Source organism: Shewanella woodyi ATCC 51908, from assembly GCF_000019525.1.
In the GTDB taxonomy this organism is placed as follows: domain Bacteria; phylum Pseudomonadota; class Gammaproteobacteria; order Enterobacterales; family Shewanellaceae; genus Shewanella; species Shewanella woodyi.
Window position 1 is genome coordinate 5,815,656 of sequence record NC_010506.1, and the last position, 19,076, is coordinate 5,834,731.

Annotated in this window: 17 protein-coding genes; 8 read left to right on the forward strand and 9 right to left on the reverse strand. The window is 44.7% G+C overall.

Features of this window, described 5'->3' with window-relative positions:
* Positions 1 to 256: 256 nt before the first annotated feature.
* A complete protein-coding gene (locus SWOO_RS24780; RefSeq protein WP_012327394.1) occupies positions 257 to 859 on the reverse strand; it encodes a YhgN family NAAT transporter in 603 nt (200 codons plus the stop codon).
* Positions 860 to 1,116: 257 nt separating this feature from the next.
* Here SWOO_RS24780 and SWOO_RS24785 point away from each other — a divergent pair, with 257 nt between their 5' ends.
* Positions 1,117 to 2,664 (forward strand): hypothetical protein, encoded by a 1,548-nt coding sequence (locus SWOO_RS24785; protein ID WP_012327395.1) that lies wholly within the window; start codon positions 1,117 to 1,119, stop codon positions 2,662 to 2,664.
* Positions 2,665 to 2,728: 64 nt separating this feature from the next.
* Entirely contained in the window at positions 2,729 to 3,487 is a 759-nt protein-coding gene (locus tag SWOO_RS24790) for an NRDE family protein (protein ID WP_012327396.1), read from the forward strand.
* A gap of 140 nt (positions 3,488 to 3,627) precedes the next feature.
* On the opposite strand, the gene SWOO_RS24795 is transcribed toward SWOO_RS24790, so the two are convergent.
* Positions 3,628 to 4,050 carry a YybH family protein gene (locus SWOO_RS24795; protein WP_012327397.1) on the reverse strand — a complete coding sequence of 141 codons (423 nt, stop codon included), beginning with the start codon at positions 4,048 to 4,050 and terminating at the stop codon, positions 3,628 to 3,630.
* A 110-nt stretch (positions 4,051 to 4,160) separates the two neighbouring features.
* Between SWOO_RS24795 and SWOO_RS24800 the strand changes: the two genes are divergently transcribed.
* On the forward strand, positions 4,161 to 4,718 hold the full coding sequence (locus SWOO_RS24800) for a lysophospholipid acyltransferase family protein (RefSeq protein ID WP_041418415.1): 558 nt from the start codon (positions 4,161 to 4,163) through the stop codon (positions 4,716 to 4,718).
* Between the two features lie 63 nt (positions 4,719 to 4,781).
* Complete coding sequence (locus SWOO_RS24805) at positions 4,782 to 5,408, forward strand: LysE family translocator (protein ID WP_012327399.1); 627 nt, start codon at positions 4,782 to 4,784, stop codon at positions 5,406 to 5,408.
* Positions 5,409 to 5,490: 82 nt separating this feature from the next.
* Here the strand turns inward: SWOO_RS24805 and SWOO_RS24810 are convergent, their stop codons facing one another.
* A complete protein-coding gene (locus tag SWOO_RS24810) occupies positions 5,491 to 6,756 on the reverse strand; it encodes a mechanosensitive ion channel family protein (protein WP_012327400.1) in 1,266 nt (421 codons plus the stop codon).
* A gap of 190 nt (positions 6,757 to 6,946) precedes the next feature.
* Here SWOO_RS24810 and SWOO_RS24815 point away from each other — a divergent pair, with 190 nt between their 5' ends.
* Positions 6,947 to 7,483 (forward strand): outer membrane beta-barrel protein, encoded by a 537-nt coding sequence (locus SWOO_RS24815; RefSeq protein ID WP_012327401.1) that lies wholly within the window; start codon positions 6,947 to 6,949, stop codon positions 7,481 to 7,483.
* A gap of 46 nt (positions 7,484 to 7,529) precedes the next feature.
* Complete coding sequence (locus SWOO_RS24820; protein WP_012327402.1) at positions 7,530 to 8,198, forward strand: DUF3157 family protein; 669 nt, start codon at positions 7,530 to 7,532, stop codon at positions 8,196 to 8,198.
* Positions 8,199 to 8,477: 279 nt separating this feature from the next.
* Here SWOO_RS24820 and hutH read toward each other — a convergent pair whose 3' ends face one another.
* The 3 genes from hutH to hutC all read right to left on the reverse strand — a co-directional run bounded on the left by hutH (position 8,478) and on the right by hutC (position 12,628).
* A complete protein-coding gene (gene hutH / locus SWOO_RS24825; RefSeq protein ID WP_012327403.1) occupies positions 8,478 to 10,010 on the reverse strand; it encodes a histidine ammonia-lyase in 1,533 nt (510 codons plus the stop codon).
* Positions 10,011 to 10,012: 2 nt separating this feature from the next.
* A complete protein-coding gene (gene hutU, locus SWOO_RS24830) occupies positions 10,013 to 11,683 on the reverse strand; it encodes a urocanate hydratase (protein ID WP_012327404.1) in 1,671 nt (556 codons plus the stop codon).
* Positions 11,684 to 11,926: 243 nt separating this feature from the next.
* On the reverse strand, positions 11,927 to 12,628 hold the full coding sequence (hutC, locus tag SWOO_RS24835) for a histidine utilization repressor (RefSeq protein ID WP_012327405.1): 702 nt from the start codon (positions 12,626 to 12,628) through the stop codon (positions 11,927 to 11,929).
* 256 nt (positions 12,629 to 12,884) lie between these two features.
* On the opposite strand from hutC, the gene hutI reads away from it, so the two are divergent.
* On the forward strand, positions 12,885 to 14,111 hold the full coding sequence (hutI, locus tag SWOO_RS24840) for an imidazolonepropionase (protein ID WP_012327406.1): 1,227 nt from the start codon (positions 12,885 to 12,887) through the stop codon (positions 14,109 to 14,111).
* A 269-nt stretch (positions 14,112 to 14,380) separates the two neighbouring features.
* Here hutI and SWOO_RS24845 read toward each other — a convergent pair whose 3' ends face one another.
* Positions 14,381 to 14,806 (reverse strand): hypothetical protein, encoded by a 426-nt coding sequence (locus SWOO_RS24845; RefSeq protein WP_012327407.1) that lies wholly within the window; start codon positions 14,804 to 14,806, stop codon positions 14,381 to 14,383.
* A gap of 88 nt (positions 14,807 to 14,894) precedes the next feature.
* Here SWOO_RS24845 and SWOO_RS24850 point away from each other — a divergent pair, with 88 nt between their 5' ends.
* On the forward strand, positions 14,895 to 15,338 hold the full coding sequence (locus tag SWOO_RS24850) for a hypothetical protein (protein ID WP_012327408.1): 444 nt from the start codon (positions 14,895 to 14,897) through the stop codon (positions 15,336 to 15,338).
* A gap of 38 nt (positions 15,339 to 15,376) precedes the next feature.
* Here the strand turns inward: SWOO_RS24850 and SWOO_RS24855 are convergent, their stop codons facing one another.
* Both SWOO_RS24855 and SWOO_RS24860 read right to left on the reverse strand, forming a co-directional pair.
* Entirely contained in the window at positions 15,377 to 15,925 is a 549-nt protein-coding gene (locus SWOO_RS24855) for a porin family protein (protein WP_012327409.1), read from the reverse strand.
* Between the two features lie 203 nt (positions 15,926 to 16,128).
* The gene (locus SWOO_RS24860) at positions 16,129 to 18,813 is read right to left on the reverse strand and encodes an FG-GAP and VCBS repeat-containing protein (protein ID WP_012327410.1); all 2,685 of its coding nucleotides are present in this window, start codon (positions 18,811 to 18,813) and stop codon (positions 16,129 to 16,131) included.
* Positions 18,814 to 19,076 lie beyond the last annotated feature (263 nt).

Sequence of the window (19,076 nt, forward strand, 5' to 3'; positions counted from 1 at the left end):
CACTTTCAATACAGCTGATGTCGATTAAGTTTAGTACGGTTAACAAGCTGCATAGGTTCATTTTTTTGGTAAAACAGATCTTAATTTATGACAATTCAAACAAAATAAGATTCAAAAAAATCAGCATAAACACAACAGGTGGGCAGCAAAACCATAACTAAACAATACGATTTATTTAGCTAAGCCTTATGAATTATCAATGCAGCGGAGGTAGAGTAATTGAAGTACTCACAACTAGGCCTTTGTTGTTCAGTCTCTATTTAACCTGACCAATGTGCGCCATATAGTTTGCAATGCCATCGAGGAACATCTGCACAGAGATCATCACAAGCACCATTCCCATCAGACGCTCCACCGCAGTTAAGCCCTTCTCACCCAACACCTTAGTGAAAACCTTGTAGAAGAGAAGAATAACGGCACTCACGCCCCAGGCAGCAAGCAAAGCAATAGTCCAATCTAACATTCGTGTGCTATCGGTATGAGCCAGCAGAATAAGGGCAGCAAGCACCGATGGACCAGCCATCAATGGAATTGCCATTGGAACAATAAAGGGCTCCTCACCTGCTGCAAGACCAACCACACCACCAGGCTGCGGGAAGATCATCCTAATCGCGATGAGAAAGAGAATAATACCGCCAGCGATGCTGACAGACTCTGATTTTAAGTTAAGAAAATTAAGGATCGCTTCTCCGGCGAACAGAAACAGCAACATAATGATCAGAGCGAAGAAGAGCTCTCTGATTAGTACCTTACGCCGCTTCTTTGGATCGATATGACGTAAAATGGAGGAAAAAATCGGCAGATTACCAAGCGGATCCATGATCAGAAACAGCATAACTGCGGCGGAAAAGGTATCCATAGGGGCGAAAGCCTCTCTTTTAGGGTAAGGAATAACTATATTCTATAACTATTTAGTAACAATCAGACAGAAAAATTACACAATAATGCCCACTTAATCTCTTATCAATGGCTCAACCTAAAGTCAGTTAACTGTGTTTCAGCCCTATTGAGGTGAAATATGATCACACTTGATGTAAATAATGCGAGCTTAACTGCTTATTTTATAGAAACTGGTATACTAGCCCGTCTTTTTTAAAGGTCCCAGCTAAACAAATCATGCTTTATCTATTAGCCAGCTGTATCGCTCTACTTTTAGGCCCACTCTTCTACCGATATCTTTCGACAGAAAACGGGCTACAAAAAGGCCTGGACGGATTTATATTCGTATCCCTGGGCGGCTTAGTGCTGGTGCATATTCTACCTGAGCTACTCGAGCATGGCGGGTTTCTGGCTATTATCTTCGTTATCATAGGTTTGTGGGGCCCCACTGCCAGTGAAAAACTCTTCCATCGCTACTCTGAGGTCACCCATAATCTAACACTGACTTTAGGCATAGGCGGACTACTCCTGCATACCATCACAGATGGCAGTGCCATGGTATTGGCTCAGCATGATGACAACTCCATACTGCTAGCATTGGGCGTGATACTACATAGATTACCGGTCGGCTTAGCTATCTGGTGGTTACTCAAGCCTCAATTAGGTGCTCGCTGGGCTATGGCGGTATTGGCCGCGATGATGCTACTAACAGGCTTTGGCTATTTTGCCGGAGAGCAGCTATTAACCCAATTAAGCTTAGATAACACTGTCTACCTGCAAGCCTTTGTCACCGGCTCTATCTTGCACGTGGTGTTACACCAGCCCCATGGTGAAAGCCATGAAGATAAGCAGGGAAAGTATGAGTATCACGCAGGGATAGGAAGCTTACTGGGTATCGCTCTGCTTGGACTACTATTAATGGTCGATTCTGGCGGACATGAACATCACAACCACAGTCACAGTACTGAGCAGCTAGCCGATTGGTTACTGACTCTCGCACCTGTGCTGCTACTTAGCTACGTCGCAGCTAGCCTTAGATTCCACTTTGGCTTATCACCCGATAATACTTCGTTAGCCAAAAGATGGTTACAGCGCTTGGCGGGGCCAGAAGCATTGATCATCACGGCACTTTTGCTTGGTCCAGTGTTCGCCCTATTGCAACTTATCGGACTTGTGATGATAGGCACTGCGCTCACCTTAACCAAAGTTGAGCCCACAGATCCCCATCTTCACCTGCCAAAATCTGCGCTGCGTTTCGGTTTTTCACACTTGGTCGATCGCAGTGCACCTTGGATAATATTGAGCTTGATTTTAGCGAACCTGATTGGCCACCCATCAGTACCCTTAGCTAACCCTGTCACTCAAGTTGCGGTTCTGCTGTTAGTATTTTTACCGATGCGATTCTGTAATCTAGGTGGAGCAGTATTAGCTCTTTCTCTAGCCTATAGCGGCTGGAGTACCGAGGCTGTGATGCTGGCACTTTTAGTCGCCCCTATTTTCAATCTCGCTCAACTGAAACTGATGAACTGGTCTCAGCGCGGTCTGTTATTTGGATTAATACTGGCAAGCTTAGTGATCATCAATATGCTCCAACCACAATGGCACGCCTTGATGATCATCCCCGATAGCGTCAATACCCTATCGTTAACAGTACTGGCCTGCCTGTTTGCTGCGAGTCTGCTGCGTTTGGGACCGAGAAAGTTTATGGCTAGGATCATGCACCTTCAGCCCAAAGCCCACTCACATGATCATGGCCACGACCATGGACACAGCCATAAGCATTAAATAGATAGCAATCAGCTTAAATAGGGTTTAGATTCAAAATATCACCCTTGGATCTAGACCGCCTATGTGCATCTTGTTTATCGCGCTAGAGCAACACCCTAAATACCCACTTATCGTCTGTGCTAATCGTGATGAGTTTCATCACCGGCCCACACAACAAGCCCACTTCTGGATGCCAGAAAACGAGTTACTCGCAGGGAAAGATCTTCAGTCAGGTGGAAGTTGGCTTGGAGTAAACCGGCTCGGTGACTTCGCCGCGCTAACAAACTTTAGAGATCCACAAGCGCAGCAAGATGGAATGAGAAGCCGTGGTGAGTTGGTCATCAATGCCCTTAAACACCATGAACCTATGACCACTGCTTGGCTTAGGGAGCACAGCCAAAACTACAACCCCTTCAATCTGGTCTTCGGCAACAGAAAAGAGCTCTATTGCTATAACAGTAGCCAGAAAGCACTAACAAGGTTAACTTCAGGATTTCACTCTATCAGTAACGGCGCACTAGATGATGTCTGGCCAAAAATGGCACGGGGCACCATTGCATTAGAGACGAGTATTACACAACCAGATGAGCCGGATATCCAAGCGCTGCTCGCCATCATGAAAGATGAAACTCGCGCAGAAGAGAGTGAGCTTCCCCAGACGGGAATCGCTATAGAGTGGGAGCGTCTACTCTCCTCTATCTATATCCGTCACCCTGAGTATGGAACCCGCTCCACCAGCATCATATTGCAAGATACATCAGGGAACACCCGCTTTATTGAGGTCAGGTATGACGGTAAAGGACGCAACTTAGGCCAACAGGAGTTCTATTTAAGAAAGTGAACAGATACCAATGACATTAAGTACCTTTTCATTTGGCGAGAATTCAAAGTGTTGAAGACAAGGCGGATGATTGAAGCTAATAGTTACTCTATATCTAAATCATTCAACACAGTATCCAGCACTTTGAAACCCGCCATAATTTAATCTGAGGTGTGGTCGTGGGTAATAACCCAACGATCATCTATCTTCTCAACCAACAGGGTAAACACACCACTAGGTTTATCTTTCGCACGAGTCAGCTGCCAGCGGCCAACGACCATGGCTCCATAGTTACTCAGCATCTTGATCTCCTTGATGGTGAACTTCAACGTGCCTAAGGTCGCTTTATCTGGGTAATTCCTCTTATAAGCAGCTAAGGTCTCCTCCCAGCCATAGCGAAACTTATCACCAGAGACAAAACGCATCTTCTCGTTATTCCAATAACCTTGCATATAAGCATCGAGATCACCACGATTCCACGCAGCTTCCTGCGCTTTCAATACCTGAGCTATATCATCGGTAGGCACGGCCGAGGCACTAAACGCGACCAGCAATAAGATAAGAGAAAGTCCTTTTTTAAACATGATATATCCAGAAGTGAGCGATAATGTATACTAACCTAATTCATGGTCTCACGCCTCGAAATTCCTGTTTTGAGGTCGATCTCTACTTTCAAGGCTTAGAGTCTCTCTATATGTTTCAAAAGTTTTGCAAATTAGTTTTAAAATTAACAGGTTGGAAAATATCCGGTGCACTACCTACCGAGCACCAATATGTTGCGATTGTGGGCCCACACACTAGCAACTGGGACTTTATTATTGGCGTATTAGCCCGTGGAGCTTTAGGGGCAAAAGTTAACTTTCTCGGTAAACATCAGCTTTTTATCCCACCTTGGGGTTGGTTTTTCAAGGCAATAGGCGGCACCCCTGTCGACAGACGAAAGAGCAACAACTTAGTCGATGGCGTTGTGCACCTGTTTCAAGATAACCCTAAGTTTTCACTCGCCTTAGCGCCAGAAGGTACTCGTAGCCCAGTAAAACGTTGGAAAACAGGGTTTTATCATATCGCCAGCAAGGCCAATGTTCCCATTGTTACCGTAGGCTTAGATTTCGGCAGCAAAACTGTATTGATCGCCAATGGCATAGATACCACAGACAATATGCTGCAAGATATGGATAAGATCATCGACTTTTACCGCTCAATAAAGGGTTGCCATCCTAAGGTTATCCCTGACTTTATTCCGGGAAAATAGACTGGCAAATCCTATCGGCGCTCGCTATAGTGCCGATTCCGTCTGACAAACAATATTATCCCTATGCTCTTTGATACTTGGCTACTCTACTTTTTTGCTGTCCTGCTGATCGCCGTTTCTCCGGGAACCATGGCGGTATTATCGATGAGCCATGGTATCCATTTCGGTAAGACTCGCAGTTTGGCAACCGCATTGGGTAGTGTCACTTCAGCACTTATTTTGATGGCGGCATCGGCAGCGGGGCTCGGCGCTCTACTGAGTGCAACAGAGTATGGATTTACGATTTTAAAATACTGCGGCGCAGCCTATTTGCTGTTTCTTGGTATCAAACTACTGCTAACAAAAGCCAGCTCTCAAGGGCTAGATCTACAACAGATCAAGAGTAAAGGCACACCAGCGCAGATGTTTAAACAGGCCTTTCTAGTGGGAATTAGTAACCCGAAAGACCTGCTTTTTTTTGGCGCACTCTTCCCACAGTTTATCGATATCTCAGCCCCTCAAGCACCACAACTGGCCATTCTTGCAATCACCTGGGCTGTTATAGATTTCAGCTTTGTGATGATCTACGCCAGCATGGCTAATGTGTTAGCCCCAACCCTGAAAACCAGCAATAAACTGCACTGGTTCGATCGAACCAGTGGCGGTGTGTTTATCAGCTTAGCGGCAATCTTAGTCACTCGAGAAAACTAATAGCGAGCTAGAAGCATAAAAGCTGGATTCTGAAATCAGTTCAGAATCACGGCTAACGCACTTAGCTTAAAAGTTTCCACTTCTAACTCTTAACTTCCCCCTTCAAGCTTCGAATATCTGAGCCTGTTGGCCCTTGGAAAACTTTCAAGCCAAACTCAGGTAAGATTGCAAAGATATGATCGAAGATATCACCTTGAATATCTTCGTAATTGTTCCAGCGAATATCGGTAGTAAACACATAGACCTCAATAGGAACACCTTCGGATGTTGGTGCTAATTGACGCACTAGCAAGGTCATATCATTATGGATCAGCGGGTGTCTGGTCACATATTCAATCAGATACGCCCTAAAGGTACCGATATTGGTCAAGTGACGACTATTTACCGGCATATCAGCATCTTCAACACCTTGATTAAAGAGCGAGATCTCCTCTCTTTTTGAGGAGAAATACTCTTTTAAACAGTTAATTTTACTTAACTTGACCTGCTCCTCTTCAGAGAGAAAGTGTATGCTGTGAATATCGATGGAAACCGCACGTTTAATGCGCCGACCACCAGACTCAGACATACCGCGCCAGTTCTTAAATGCATCAGAAACCAAGGCATAGGCGGGGATCATCGTCAGTGTATTGTCCCAGTTTTGCACCTTGACTGTGGTTAACGACACCTCAACGACCGAGCCATTGGCACCATACTTATCCATCTGGATCCAATCGCCCGTGCTCACCATGCGGTTAGCGGCCAGCTGAATTCCAGCGACAAAACCTAATATGGTGTCTCTAAACACTAACATCACCAAACCGGTCGCAACACCTAAGCCGCTGAGGAAGTAGACCGGAGATTGATTCGCCAGAACCGAAATAGAGATGATGATGGCTACAAAGAAGAGGAAGAGCTTAAATAGCTGAACAAAACTCTTAATCGGTAGACGCCTACTCACTAAATTGACATCGGCAATCTCATTCACCGCATCCAGTGCACTATAGATAGCGCGCACCAGCATCACCACAATCCAGACACTCAGCAGACGATCCACCAGTGAGCTTATTAGTTGATGCTCTTTCAATGCCAATGGGATCAAGAGGTTCATTACAAGGGCTGGTACAACATAGGAGAACTTCTCCAGTACCTTATGCCTCATAAAGATATCATCCCAACTCACTTTAGAGCGGTGGATCACGATATTCATGGCGCGCACAACACCACGCCTGACAAACAGGTAAGCGATAATGGCCAACACAAGGCTCACCACGACAAGCAATGAAGTTGACACATCGTCCGATGGTGTGCTGTTAACTCCCCAGTCGGATAACCACTTTGAGATCCGCAATCTTAGTTCTTGATCCACTATCAATCTTCCTTAAAAAGTATTAGCACCATGTTAAACGGATAACACCCCGAGAAACAACTCGCCACAAAGGCAAAACAAATCAATCACAACTCTTTATTTTTCAATAGGTTTAGTCATTCTTAATTGACTGAGGGACAAAGATTACCAACAATTTACCTTTAATACAGTCAAAAGTAGGAGTATGTTGATGTTGAGATACCTAATTATGCTAAGTGCGTTAACAGTCAGTCTCAATGTCATGGCTAATCAGGCCGAAGATGATACATCAACGCTTTTTAAGCCCAAAATGAGTATCAGCCTGGATTATATACCAGCTGAAAACAACATGTACGGCATCACGTTAGCCCCCTATCATTTCGACACAGACTACTCCAGTTGGGGCTACTACATAGGTTATGCCGCTAGCCAAAAGGAAGATCTGGCACTGATCAAACCCGCCGAGGGTTACACTCAAGATAAGATGTGGCGATTTGGTCTCAGCTATAGCCTAACTCAGCAACTGAGTCTCTATGGTGGCGCAGTTCACTATAGCCTTGAAAAGCACTTCACCACAGGTAAGACTCCCAAGATTGTCGATGGTGAGCCTATTTGGGAAAAAGAGTCTGACACCTCCTGGGGAGGCGAGCTAGGCGTACGTTATATGATGGATATGGGCTTGATGCTAGGTGTTGGATATAACACCTCAACAGATTCCGCGGTCATTAGCGTAGGCTATGTGATGTAAACAGTAACGCAGGTTCAACTCTAGGGTATTTGTCTATGACAACTCCATGAAATATCTTTCCATTCAGTTTATGCTAGAGCCAACTTATCTATTTGGGTTCAAACCTATGCGTAAAACACTTAATACCCTGATTGGGTTCGCGCTCCTCACTCTAGCTATACCAGCCATGGCGGCAGAGGTAACAACAGTCACATTAGACAACGGCACTAAGGTCAGACTTAATGATGACTTTACTTGGGAATATGTAATTTTAGAGACAACAACTCCAGCAGTCGACACAGTGACCACAACGAGTGCCCCGACTTCACAGGCCTCGACTCAAGCAGCAGTCATATCAGCTCCCACCTTAACAGCCAGAGCAATGTCACAAGCTGAGTTACTTAAAAGTACCGCCAAGGGTGGAGTCAAAGTCAGTTTTCTTAACAGTCAATGGGATGAAGATGGCCGCTTAGGCCTGACATTCGATCTCGCCAGCAGCAGCTCAGAACACTACGTTTTGATCAACCTCGATGTCACCCTGTTTGACGACACAGGTAAGCTATTAGAGACCAAAACTATTAAAGTCTGGAAAGCGATTTTCAGAATGCCTGATACATACCTGCGCAAGGGGCAACAACGTGAAAGTAAGATCTTCTGGTTCGAAGGTATAGACCCTAACCTCTGGACCAAAGAGCTAGTGAGCCTGAAGATAGGTGAGATGGACTCAAGAATGTAGGTTCTACACATCATTGTTAAACGAAAAGCCTGAAGGGTTTGCTCCCTTCGGGCTTTTTCGTATTAAGTCCCATAAAAAACTAGCTTTAGCCACCAACCCTCATGCACTTACGGCCTTAGGCACATGGATGTTGCCGCAGGTAATAGATAACAATGAAGGGTAAGCCAGAACAAGAACGACCCGATCACAATGAAATCCCCCCCTAAAACTGGCAGCAAAAAGGGCCCGAAGGCCCTTCATATCATCACAGCGTAATCGACAAAATTTCTACTAGTTTAATTAGAAACTAGCAAGAATCCCTGCTGGCAGATAGCTATTGAAGCTAGAGGTCAGTAGCAAGTCTGTCGACGCTTCGATATCTGGGCCGAAGAACCTGTCCTTATCATAGTAGGTTACTACTTCACGTAACTCAGCTTTCGCCTTAGCCACGGCAGCACTTGGTTGCAGTGGAGCACGGAAATCAAGCCCTTGCGCCGCAGCCAACAACTCAATCGCAAGTACGCCGCGAGTATTTTCAGACATATCACGCAGACGACGAGCAGCGAAGGTTGCCATAGAGACATGATCTTCTTGGTTTGCTGATGTCGGTAAGCTGTCTACTGAAGCTGGGTGTGCGTAAGTCTTATTCTCAGAGGCCAATGCGGCAGCAGTAACCTGAGCAATCATAAAGCCAGAGTTTACCCCGCCATTTTCAACTAAGAATGGTGGCAGTTTAGACAGGTTAGGGTCGATAAGTAGCGCAATACGACGCTCAGCAATCGCACCGAGCTCAGCAAGAGCAATCGCTAGATTATCGGCCGCCATCGCGACGGGCTCGGCGTGGAAGTTACCACCTGAGATGATGTCACCAGTATCTTGGAACACGAGTGGGTTATCAGTTACGCCGTTGGCTTCAGTACCTAACACTTCTGCAGCCTGACGAATTTGCGTTAGGCACGCTCCTAAGACCTGCGGCTGACAACGTAGTGAATATGGATCTTGCACTTTCTCACAGTCTACATGGCTTAGGCTGATCTCAGACTCATCACCCAAGAGGTGACGGAACAGTCCAGCAGCATCCATCTGACCCTTCTGACCACGGGCTGCATGAATACGTGGATCAAATGGGCTGCGACTGCCCATGGCAGCTTCGACGCTCATCGCGCCAATAACAGAGCTTGCCGCAAACAGATCTTCAGCATTAAACAGGCCTTCAAGCGCTAATGCAGTAGAGGCTTGCGTACCGTTAAGCAGGGCGAGTCCCTCTTTTGCAGCCAGCTCAATCGGCTCAAGACCAGCTATCTCAAGCCCCTCTTTAGCAGACATGATCTGGCCCTTATAGCTCACTTCACCTTCACCAAGTAGCGTTAGGCTCATGTGTGATAATGGGGCTAAATCACCCGATGCGCCAACAGAGCCCTTCTCTGGAACGCAAGGGTAAACCTCTGCATTAACCAACTGAATCAGGAAGTTTATCACCTCTAGACGAATACCAGAGAAACCACGGCTTAGTGAGTTGATCTTCAAGACCATCATCAGGCGCACTGTTGCATCTTGCATATATTGCCCAGTACCAGCAGCATGGGAAAGTACGATTGAGCGCTGCAGTAGCTGCAGATCTTTATCTTCAATCTTGGTATTCGCTAACAGACCAAAGCCTGTGTTGATACCATAAACGGTGCGGCCCTCATCGATAATCTTCTGCACTATGCCAGAGCTGATATTGATATCGGCAATCGCTTCATCGGCAAGCTCAAGTGTTAACTTATTACGGCTAATATCGCGGATCTGCGACAGGGTCAGGGTACCTGGCTTTAATACTAAATGGCTCATCTCTACTTCTCCAACATTGGCAGGTCTAAGCCCTGCTCTTTAGCGCAGTTTTTAGCGATATCATATCCAGCGTCAGCATGACGCATCACACCCGTTGCAGGGTCATTCCAAAGCACGCGACCAAGACGAGCAGCGGCATCATCTGTGCCGTCGGCAACAATCACCACACCTGAGTGCTGACTAAAGCCCATACCTACACCACCACCATGATGCAGCGATACCCAAGTAGCACCACTTGCTGTGTTAAGCAGAGCATTCATTAATGGCCAATCAGATACTGCATCCGAGCCATCTAACATAGATTCAGTTTCACGGTTCGGGCTGGCAACAGAGCCAGAATCTAAGTGATCACGACCAATCACAACTGGCGCAGAAAGCTCACCATTTTTCACCATCTCGTTAAAGGCCAATGCCAAACGGGCACGATCTTTTAAGCCAACCCAACAGATACGAGAAGGCAGCCCCTGGAAGGCGATACGCTCGCGGGCCATATCTAACCAGTTATGCAGATGGGGGTTATCAGGAATAAGCTCTTTAACTTTTGCATCTGTCTTATAGATATCTTCTGGATCCCCAGAAAGCGCTGCCCAACGGAATGGACCGATACCTTCACAGAACAGAGGACGAACATAAGCAGGAACGAAACCAGGGAAGTCGAATGCATTCTCTACTCCCTCTTCGAACGCCATCTGACGAATATTGTTACCGTAATCGGTTGTTGCTGCACCCGCAGCTTGCAGCGCTAACATAGCTTTAACCTGCACCGCCATAGACTGCTTAGCCGCTTTTACCACTGCCGCTTCATCTTTCTTACGCATGTCGGCTGCTTGCTCTAAGCTCCAGCCCTGTGGCAGGTAACCGTTGAGAGGGTCATGAGCAGAGGTTTGGTCAGTGACCACATCTGGCGTGATACCACGTTCAACTAACTCAGCAAATACATCGGCAGCGTTTGCAAGTAAGCCAACAGAAACAGGCTTACCGCTCTTGTTCGCTTCATCGATCATCGCTAAGGCTTCATCAAGTGATGTCGCTTTCTTGTCGACATAGCGAGTACGCAATCGGAAATCGATACGAGTCTCGTCAACCTCACAGGTGAGAACAGAGTAACCAGCCATAGTTCCTGCAAGTGGCTGAGCGCCGCCCATACCACCTAGGCCACCAGTTAAGATCCACTTACCAGCAGATGAACCGCCAAAATGCTGCTTAGCCATAGCTACGAAGGTTTCATAAGTACCTTGTACTATCCCTTGGGAGCCAATATAGATCCAAGAACCCGCTGTCATCTGGCCATACATGGCCAAACCTTTCTTATCCAGCTCGTTGAAGTGCTCCCAGTTAGCCCAATGTGGTACTAGGTTTGAGTTAGCAATAATAACGCGGGGCGCATTATTATGGGTCTTGAAAACCCCAACAGGTTTACCCGACTGCACCAGTAAGGTCTCATCCTCTTCAAGGCGCTGCAGCACTTCGATAATCTTGTCGTAACACTCCCAATCACGGGCTGCACGGCCAATACCACCATAAACAACCAGATCCTCAGGGCGCTCGGCTACATCTGGGTGGAGGTTGTTCATCAACATGCGCATTGGCGCTTCGGTGGTCCAGCTTTTACAACTTAACTTGCTACCGTGTGGGGCAATAATGCGACGGCTAGGGTTGTGTCTCTTATCCATCTTAGTTAACCTCTTTCAATTTATCTGTTTCTTATCACTCTCTTTTAGAGAGCTTTGGTTTTATTTGATCTATTGTTTTTTGCTTTAAATCTACTTGTATATACAACACTTAATCTGACTTCTTCGCGCTAGTTCTACTGCTTTCACCACAGATTTAACGCTTTACCCAATCACTCATTCTCTTCACCACGCAGTGGTATTCATCGAAATGCGCAGCAGAGCTATTCTTAAGATGTCAAATGGTTAGAACGTCAAGTGACCGCCCAATCTAAAGCGACTTCCAGGGTGTATTAACTTGGCAAAACTCACCACGCCTTGACGTGACCAGGTACGACGTAAAATCTGTAAACAGGGCTCTGTTGCCTCAATACTCAATGCTTGTTGATTATGTTGATTGGCGACAACGGCCTCTAAGGTATGCCTAGCTTCAGTCAGCGGAGCTACCTGGGATAAGTACTCATGGGGAGTTTGAGTGGTAAAGTCTTGGGCTAAATACTCAGGCACTAGTTTAGGATTAACAAAGCGCTCCTCTAGCTGCAGAGGCACGCCATCTTCACAGTGAACCAGCACTGAGTAGTACACTTGGCTTCCCGCTTCTAACCCAAGCGCGATGGCGATAGGCGCTATCGCTTCTATGCTAGTGAGCTCCAGCTGTTTCACGCTGTAACCGTGTCCCCTGTCTTTAATTTCATCGGCAATATTGCGGATCGCCATCATGGAAGATTGAGACTTAAGCTCTGCAACAAAGGTTCCCAAGCCTTGAGTTCGCTCAAGCACGCCACTCTCCACCAGCTCAGTTAACCCTCGCCTAGCCGTCATTCGGCTACACTCAAACTGTTCAGCCAACTGGTTTTCAGAGGGGACACGAGTGTGCTCCTCCCACTCACCAGACTCGATGCGGGCTAGAATATATTGTTTGATCTCAGCAAACTTTGGCGTGGCCACTGGCGCTCCTTATATTTGAATATTGCGCTAAGCTAAAAGGAACGAGATAAGCTGTTACCTTTGCTCCCTACTTAAGCGGGCAGTTTTGGTAGTTTTCAGTGCTTATTTCCCTTTTAGGAACAACCGCGCTTTTCAAACGATTAAAATTACCGCTATAATCCTAGCTTGTATATACAAGTAAATACAAGTTGGATCACACTTTTATTTTATTTAGTATTGATTCAACAAAACGCAGTTATCAATAAGAGAGCACATCATGTCTTGGGATCAGGTCTGGATTGACGTCAACGTAGCAAGTATGGACCCTTCTGTATCAGCACCTTACGGCGCAATAATAGATGCAGCGCTAGCTGTAAAAGATGGAAAAATTGCCTGGGTGGGACCCAGAGGAGAGCTGCCTGAGTTTGATGTGATGTCAACGCCACTTTACAGAGGTAAAGGTGGCTGGATCACACCCGGACTTATCGACGCCCACACACACCTAGTCTTTGCCGGTAACCGCGCGAACGAATTCGAAAAACGCTTACAAGGTGCTAGCTATGAAGAGATAGCTCGTAGCGGAGGCGGGATAATCTCCACCGTTAAAGCCTGCCGTGAAGCCAGTGAAGCAGAGCTATTTGAGCTTGGAAGAAAACGCCTTAATGCGCTTGCAAAAGAGGGAGTGACTACAGTTGAGATAAAGTCTGGCTATGGTTTAGACACGGCAACAGAGCTGAAACTTTTACGTGTCGCCCGTGAGCTAGGCAAGCACCACCATGTCGATGTGAAGACCACTTTCTTAGGTGCCCACGCTATTCCACCAGAGTATAAAGATGACGTCGAAGGCTATGTTGATTTAGTCATCAACGAGATGTTGCCCGCTGTTATTGCTGAAGATTTAGCCGATGCCGTCGATGTATTCTGTGAAAACATCGCATTCAATATTGAGCAAACAGAGCGGGTACTCACTGCAGCCAAAGATGCGGGATTGGATATCAAGCTTCATGCCGAGCAACTCTCAAACTTAGGCGGCTCAACCATGGCCGCCAAACTTGGCGCTAAATCAGTGGATCACATTGAATATCTTGATGAAGATGGAGTGGTAGCACTAAGTAAAAGTGGTACCTGTGCCACCCTATTACCTGGGGCGTTCTACTTCCTGCGTGAAACCCAGATGCCACCGATAGATCTACTACGTAAACATAAAGTGCCTATGGTACTGGCCAGTGACTATAACCCAGGCTCGTCACCACTATGCTCAAGCCTACTGATGCTAAATATGGGTTGCACTCTATTTCGCTTAACACCGGAGGAAGCTTTAGCAGGCATGACTCGCAATGCCGCCAAGGCACTCGGTGTTGAAGACAAAGTTGGCGTGTTAGCTGCTGGTATGCAAGCGGATTTCTGTTTGTGGGATATCAGTACACCAGCAGAGCTTGCCTACTCCTATGGCGTTGGAGTGTGCCTTGAAGTGGTGAAAGACGGTCACTTAGTACATCAGTAATTTATCACCTCTCTTACGATAGAGGTTAGCTCGTTTTAGATGGTTTCATCTGGCGTTATGGGTACTTGGTGGTTTTATGGTATCCATAACTTTGCTGGTATGAATAACCTGCAGTTCGCTGATGTGCAGATACTTCTGTGACACGGCACGAGTATATCCCTATAGCCTCTACGACAGCATCCTTGCTGTCGAAAGGTCACAGCCACATCTGCACTGGTTGATTAACAAGAAAGTTATCTCTTCGATTTAATTTCAGACTTGAACATCATCTAGTTACTTTTAAAACTGGTACGATGCCCCTTACAAATGTAGTAAATCAACAGGACTGATATTGATGCAGTGAGTGATGATATTGTTGATGCGCTGCTAGCAAGTGAGCTGAAATCATATGCTGGGCGCAAGAGGTAGAGGCACTGATAGGCTATGGGGAGTTGCATTAAAATGGCTGAAAACAGATCGTCTGGCAGTTGTGAGAGAAACTTTCGGTAGCCAAAGTAAACGGAAGCTGAGAGGATAAACACTAAGCTAACATCATGCAATATCAGCCACAGATACTGAATGCCATTTTCATTGAGATCTGCTGCAGCACTTAAGTAGCCCAAGATATAACTTGAAGCCAAACCAAACAAAGTCAGTATCATTTGAGCCAGCAAAAAGCCTATAGCCAGTGCAGGTAGATATCGGACTAGCTTCATCTTCTCATTTCCGTAAGACACTCACTTTGATTGAACAAACTTAAATTACTTTTGTCTTAATTAAAAATGGAATTTAGAGATAGTGATCATGATTCGGATTATATTAATTTTAGCTTCGGTGTTATTACTCGCCTACCCACTCTGGGGCGTATTGCAACCAACAACCTACTTAACTGAATTATTGGAAGAATACCCTCTTGCAATCGAAACAACTTCAGTTCAAATACAGCAAGCGAGTGCACTACTTTGGATTAGTAATGGCATTTTAGCTACTGCCTTTTTGCTTATGGCCAAGTTTATAGGATCTCCTTCCACTTATCTTGCCGCTAAGTGGGGGGCCCTCTTACTTATCCTATACCCCATAATAAAAACGGTTATTGAAGTGTCCTCCGCAACTGTTTTGTACAGCCACCTCGAACACTCCCCTATTTCACTTGAGTTTTCATCAGTAAAACTATTCTACATTCTTTTCGGACTTGCCCTTTATGGCATAATTAAATCCCAACAAGGATTAACTCAACCAGCAAACTAAACTTAGAAAACTCAAACTTATGATCGATCCATAAGTGCCTAGAAACGATAATGCAAGCCTATGCCATATTGGACTAGGCTGATGTCGGCATAATAATTATCCAGCTCGCTGTTTTCAGGCTCTGTTTCATTAATCTCATAAAACACCCTTAGCGCCAAAGATTCAGTGATAGTGACATCGACGCCAGCACCAAACAGCCAACCAGTGCCTTGATAACTCTCATCAACCTCGTCATCATCACTGTAGATTCGGTTAAGCACGAGTCCCGCTTTCAAATAGCCAGTCACACTGTCAGTAAAAGCATGCCGTATGACTGGAGAGAGAGAAAACGCCGCCATACGAACATCAACCTCATCGACAAAGCTATCGGTTGCAAAAAAACCCGCCTCTATACCAAAGCTGTCATTGAAGTTATAACCACCATAGACTCCTAGACCCTTAGCAGACTCATCTAAAACACCGATGTTATCCTCAAGGCTAGTTTGATTCGCTTGACCACCTAGATAAAAGCCCAGATCTTTAGCGGCAAAAGCAGGTGTTGATACTGCCAGTAATATACCAGCAGTTAACAGAGAGTTGAGTTTCATTACTATCCCTAAATTTATCCGTTTGCCATATCCATTTAACAGCAAACATATTTAAAATCGCCGAGATATTAACCTTTTACCTACAAAAAAACAAAAAATGGAAAGGTTGAGAGCTACCGCAGTAACCTTTTAAAACTCAGAAGAATAGAGAACCTAGTAGTCTACTGCCAGCATATATGTTCAACTGGCAGCAGACAGGTCAATTATCGTGTTAAGTACATAGCGTTTTCAGTTGAAAATGTGAGTCTATTTCGGTCAAAAGAATCTGTTTTATTTATAAAATGAAGTGACCGAGGATATATGGGCCCGAGTAAATTTGGTCCTTGCCAAATTATTTTTCCCGTAGTTAAGTCAACCTCTGAAATATAAAACTTTTCTTCATTGCTATAAACACCACTCCTTGATGCCACCAATGCATTGTCATCGACGACAATAAAGTCAGTAACTTCTTCATCAAGGGCAATACTTACACGAGGTACCAAATCGAGATCGTAGCTAGTTATTTTATTGTAGCCAGTACCTTCACTACAAATAAGACTTGCATCAGAAGTTCGGTAGCCAATTCGTTCGCAATAAATGTTTTCTCTGGTCCTCTGTATGAGCTTGCTGTTACTCACTTCATAAATGATTACTTCTGAATAGGTACTGACTGATAAGTAATTAATACCGTCTCTTTCAAAAATCAATAGATCAGTTATATGGCTGCCAAAAACCTTCTCATCAAATAATCGCTGCTCTGTAACGTCAAGTAATTGAATACGTGTTCCGCTCACCGCAAGCAGATCTTCTTGACCATCACCATCGACATCTAAGGATTCTATAATACCATAATCTTTTGATTGCTCTCCCTCTCCTCCCCAAAGCGTTCTAAAGGTATCAAGTTCTTTTACCAATAAAAAACCATCATAAAGGTCAGATGAACCCAAGAAAATATCAGCATAACCATCATGGTTATAATCGATCACTTTGGCATGCTTGGATCTATTCCAGTTAGAGGCAGTTTCGTCACTGAAACGTAATTCTCCCAGGTTATCCATCACAATAATTCGCTGGCCAGAATGGCTGCTAGAACTCGGTGCAACAAAAACGGTACTAAAATTACCTGGAGAAATTTGACCCCAACCCGATGAGGTAAACCTTAATAATTGTTGCTCTATCTCACTACTCCAAGCAATTTGTGGTTCCACCCCAAGATCTGCAACAGCTATAATATCAGGACCACTTGATGTATGTCCTGAACCCCAAACAATTTCATCCGCACCATCATTATCGATATCACCTGTAACAATTGAAGATGAACTATGCTCAATTAAATCTAAACGCCACACTTCTACAGGCTTTTCTTCTTGAACATCTACCGCATAGATGTATCCCCACTGGCAGTTACCAATGAGAATTTCACTATCAGGATCACTGTCAATGTTAGCTGTTTTTACCGTACAAATATTATCTCTCTCAGTTGTCATATCAAAAAGTAAAGACTTAGATATAACACTATAAACACTGACCTTGCCCCAACGCGGTGCCCCGACAATTTCAGCAACTCCATCACCATCTATATCGCCAAGTGAGATATCATCTCCAAACCCGGAAAAAAATAGCCATTCATTCTCACCTGAAATGCTATCAAAAACATAGCCAGAGTTAGTCACTAGCTCTAATTGCTCGTCTTCATCTACGTTTGCCAATCTAACTTGTGTTGTTGCAGCAGACACGCTGTAGCTAAATTTTATTTTACCAGTATTTGCGTTTATTAAGTGAACCTGATGCCCCATCGTCCCAAATGTGAGCATAACTAAATCATCTGAACTCGCGTTTGAATTATCATTACCACCGACATCTAAAAATGTGAGCGTCTCGTCCTCATATATTGTCTCCATTGGTTTAGACAAATCAGTTATTCTATAAAGACCATGATCGGACAAAACAATAATATCAGTTCGATTATCGTGATTAATATCCTGCGCTACAGTTTTGAGTGTCCTAGAATCACCTATAGGCGCGTAGGGATAAACCCACTCTTGCCTATAGCTCGCACCAGTATGAGACAATAAACTTATCACCCCCTCCGAACTGCTAGATAACAATTCATTTTTACCATCCCCATCAAAGTCAGCGACCCATAAGTTATTACTCGAATAAGGGATTTCAATGCCAGTTCTTACTAACGGTTGCTGCGCCAAATCGTCAACAACCCTAACAACTAATAGTTTGTCTTCAATACTATTTTCAGCAGAAATTGCAAAATTATATTCTTGTTCACGAGTAAAAAATAAGTTGTCTGGTTGCCAATGAATCACACCATTAGCATCGAATGTCATCCCCTGTGGGCCATAAAGTAATTGCGGGTTTATTAACTGATAGCTTTCTTGGATAAGGCTTATACTTGCCCGTTCACCTGCGAGAATAGCCGTAGATAGTGGATTCGTATCAATTGGCACATTACGATCTAGTTCAGTAATTACCTCTACAGCATCTACTGATGCATAGAAGCTGAGTTGATGATCACTGTTAAATTTAATAAACAATGTCGCTATTTGACCCACGATATTTCCGCGGTCGCCTTGGCAATCAGCTTCCCCATTTTGACTTTCAAAAGTCAACTCCAGTTTATGCGCCTGACCAGTTGAAACTGTATTCTCAAAAGTAAATACTCCCTCAATAAACTCCCCACCTGTTTGTACGCTAAATGTGCTATCAGAATAAAATTGATAGACCTCTTTACAGTCAAACTCTTCAACGTACTCTAGCCAGGTTCCTGTAATATCATTTGTTACACTGACAGGTGTAGTAGTACCACTGTTAGAACCATTATCAGATGACTCCCCACCGCCTCCACATGCTGCAGTGACTAACAATAGTAAACTTAAAGCCGTCTTCCTTAACATTTCCACACCTCTTACTAACTAATGACCATCACCCAAAAATAAAACACATTGCAAACAACAATTAAAATCATTTTTCACCACAACCAACAACTCATCAACAATTAATTGTGGAGGATCATAACTTACAGACATATTCACCAGCCAACAACTTTAGTAGCTAATAAATTCCGGCCTATAGACCTAGCATGATCATGAATAAACGCTCAATGTATCAAAGTAGCTATACAGACCTTCATCGTAAACACCACCTAAAGTTTGCAATT

Coding starts and splice junctions, on each gene's coding strand:
- SWOO_RS24845 (WP_012327407.1), bottom strand. CDS start 14,806: ATGAAGCTAGTCCGATATCTACCTGCACTGGCTATAGGCTTTTTGCTG.
- SWOO_RS24800 (WP_041418415.1), top strand. CDS start 4,161: ATGTTTCAAAAGTTTTGCAAATTAGTTTTAAAATTAACAGGTTGGAAA.
- SWOO_RS24780 (WP_012327394.1), bottom strand. CDS start 859: ATGGATACCTTTTCCGCCGCAGTTATGCTGTTTCTGATCATGGATCCG.
- SWOO_RS24785 (WP_012327395.1), top strand. CDS start 1,117: ATGCTTTATCTATTAGCCAGCTGTATCGCTCTACTTTTAGGCCCACTC.
- SWOO_RS24855 (WP_012327409.1), bottom strand. CDS start 15,925: ATGAAACTCAACTCTCTGTTAACTGCTGGTATATTACTGGCAGTATCA.
- SWOO_RS24820 (WP_012327402.1), top strand. CDS start 7,530: ATGAAATATCTTTCCATTCAGTTTATGCTAGAGCCAACTTATCTATTT.
- SWOO_RS24805 (WP_012327399.1), top strand. CDS start 4,782: ATGCTCTTTGATACTTGGCTACTCTACTTTTTTGCTGTCCTGCTGATC.
- SWOO_RS24795 (WP_012327397.1), bottom strand. CDS start 4,050: ATGTTTAAAAAAGGACTTTCTCTTATCTTATTGCTGGTCGCGTTTAGT.
- SWOO_RS24790 (WP_012327396.1), top strand. CDS start 2,729: ATGTGCATCTTGTTTATCGCGCTAGAGCAACACCCTAAATACCCACTT.
- hutI (WP_012327406.1), top strand. CDS start 12,885: ATGTCTTGGGATCAGGTCTGGATTGACGTCAACGTAGCAAGTATGGAC.
- hutH (WP_012327403.1), bottom strand. CDS start 10,010: ATGAGCCATTTAGTATTAAAGCCAGGTACCCTGACCCTGTCGCAGATC.
- hutU (WP_012327404.1), bottom strand. CDS start 11,683: ATGGATAAGAGACACAACCCTAGCCGTCGCATTATTGCCCCACACGGT.
- SWOO_RS24860 (WP_012327410.1), bottom strand. CDS start 18,813: ATGTTAAGGAAGACGGCTTTAAGTTTACTATTGTTAGTCACTGCAGCA.
- SWOO_RS24815 (WP_012327401.1), top strand. CDS start 6,947: ATGTTGAGATACCTAATTATGCTAAGTGCGTTAACAGTCAGTCTCAAT.
- SWOO_RS24850 (WP_012327408.1), top strand. CDS start 14,895: ATGATTCGGATTATATTAATTTTAGCTTCGGTGTTATTACTCGCCTAC.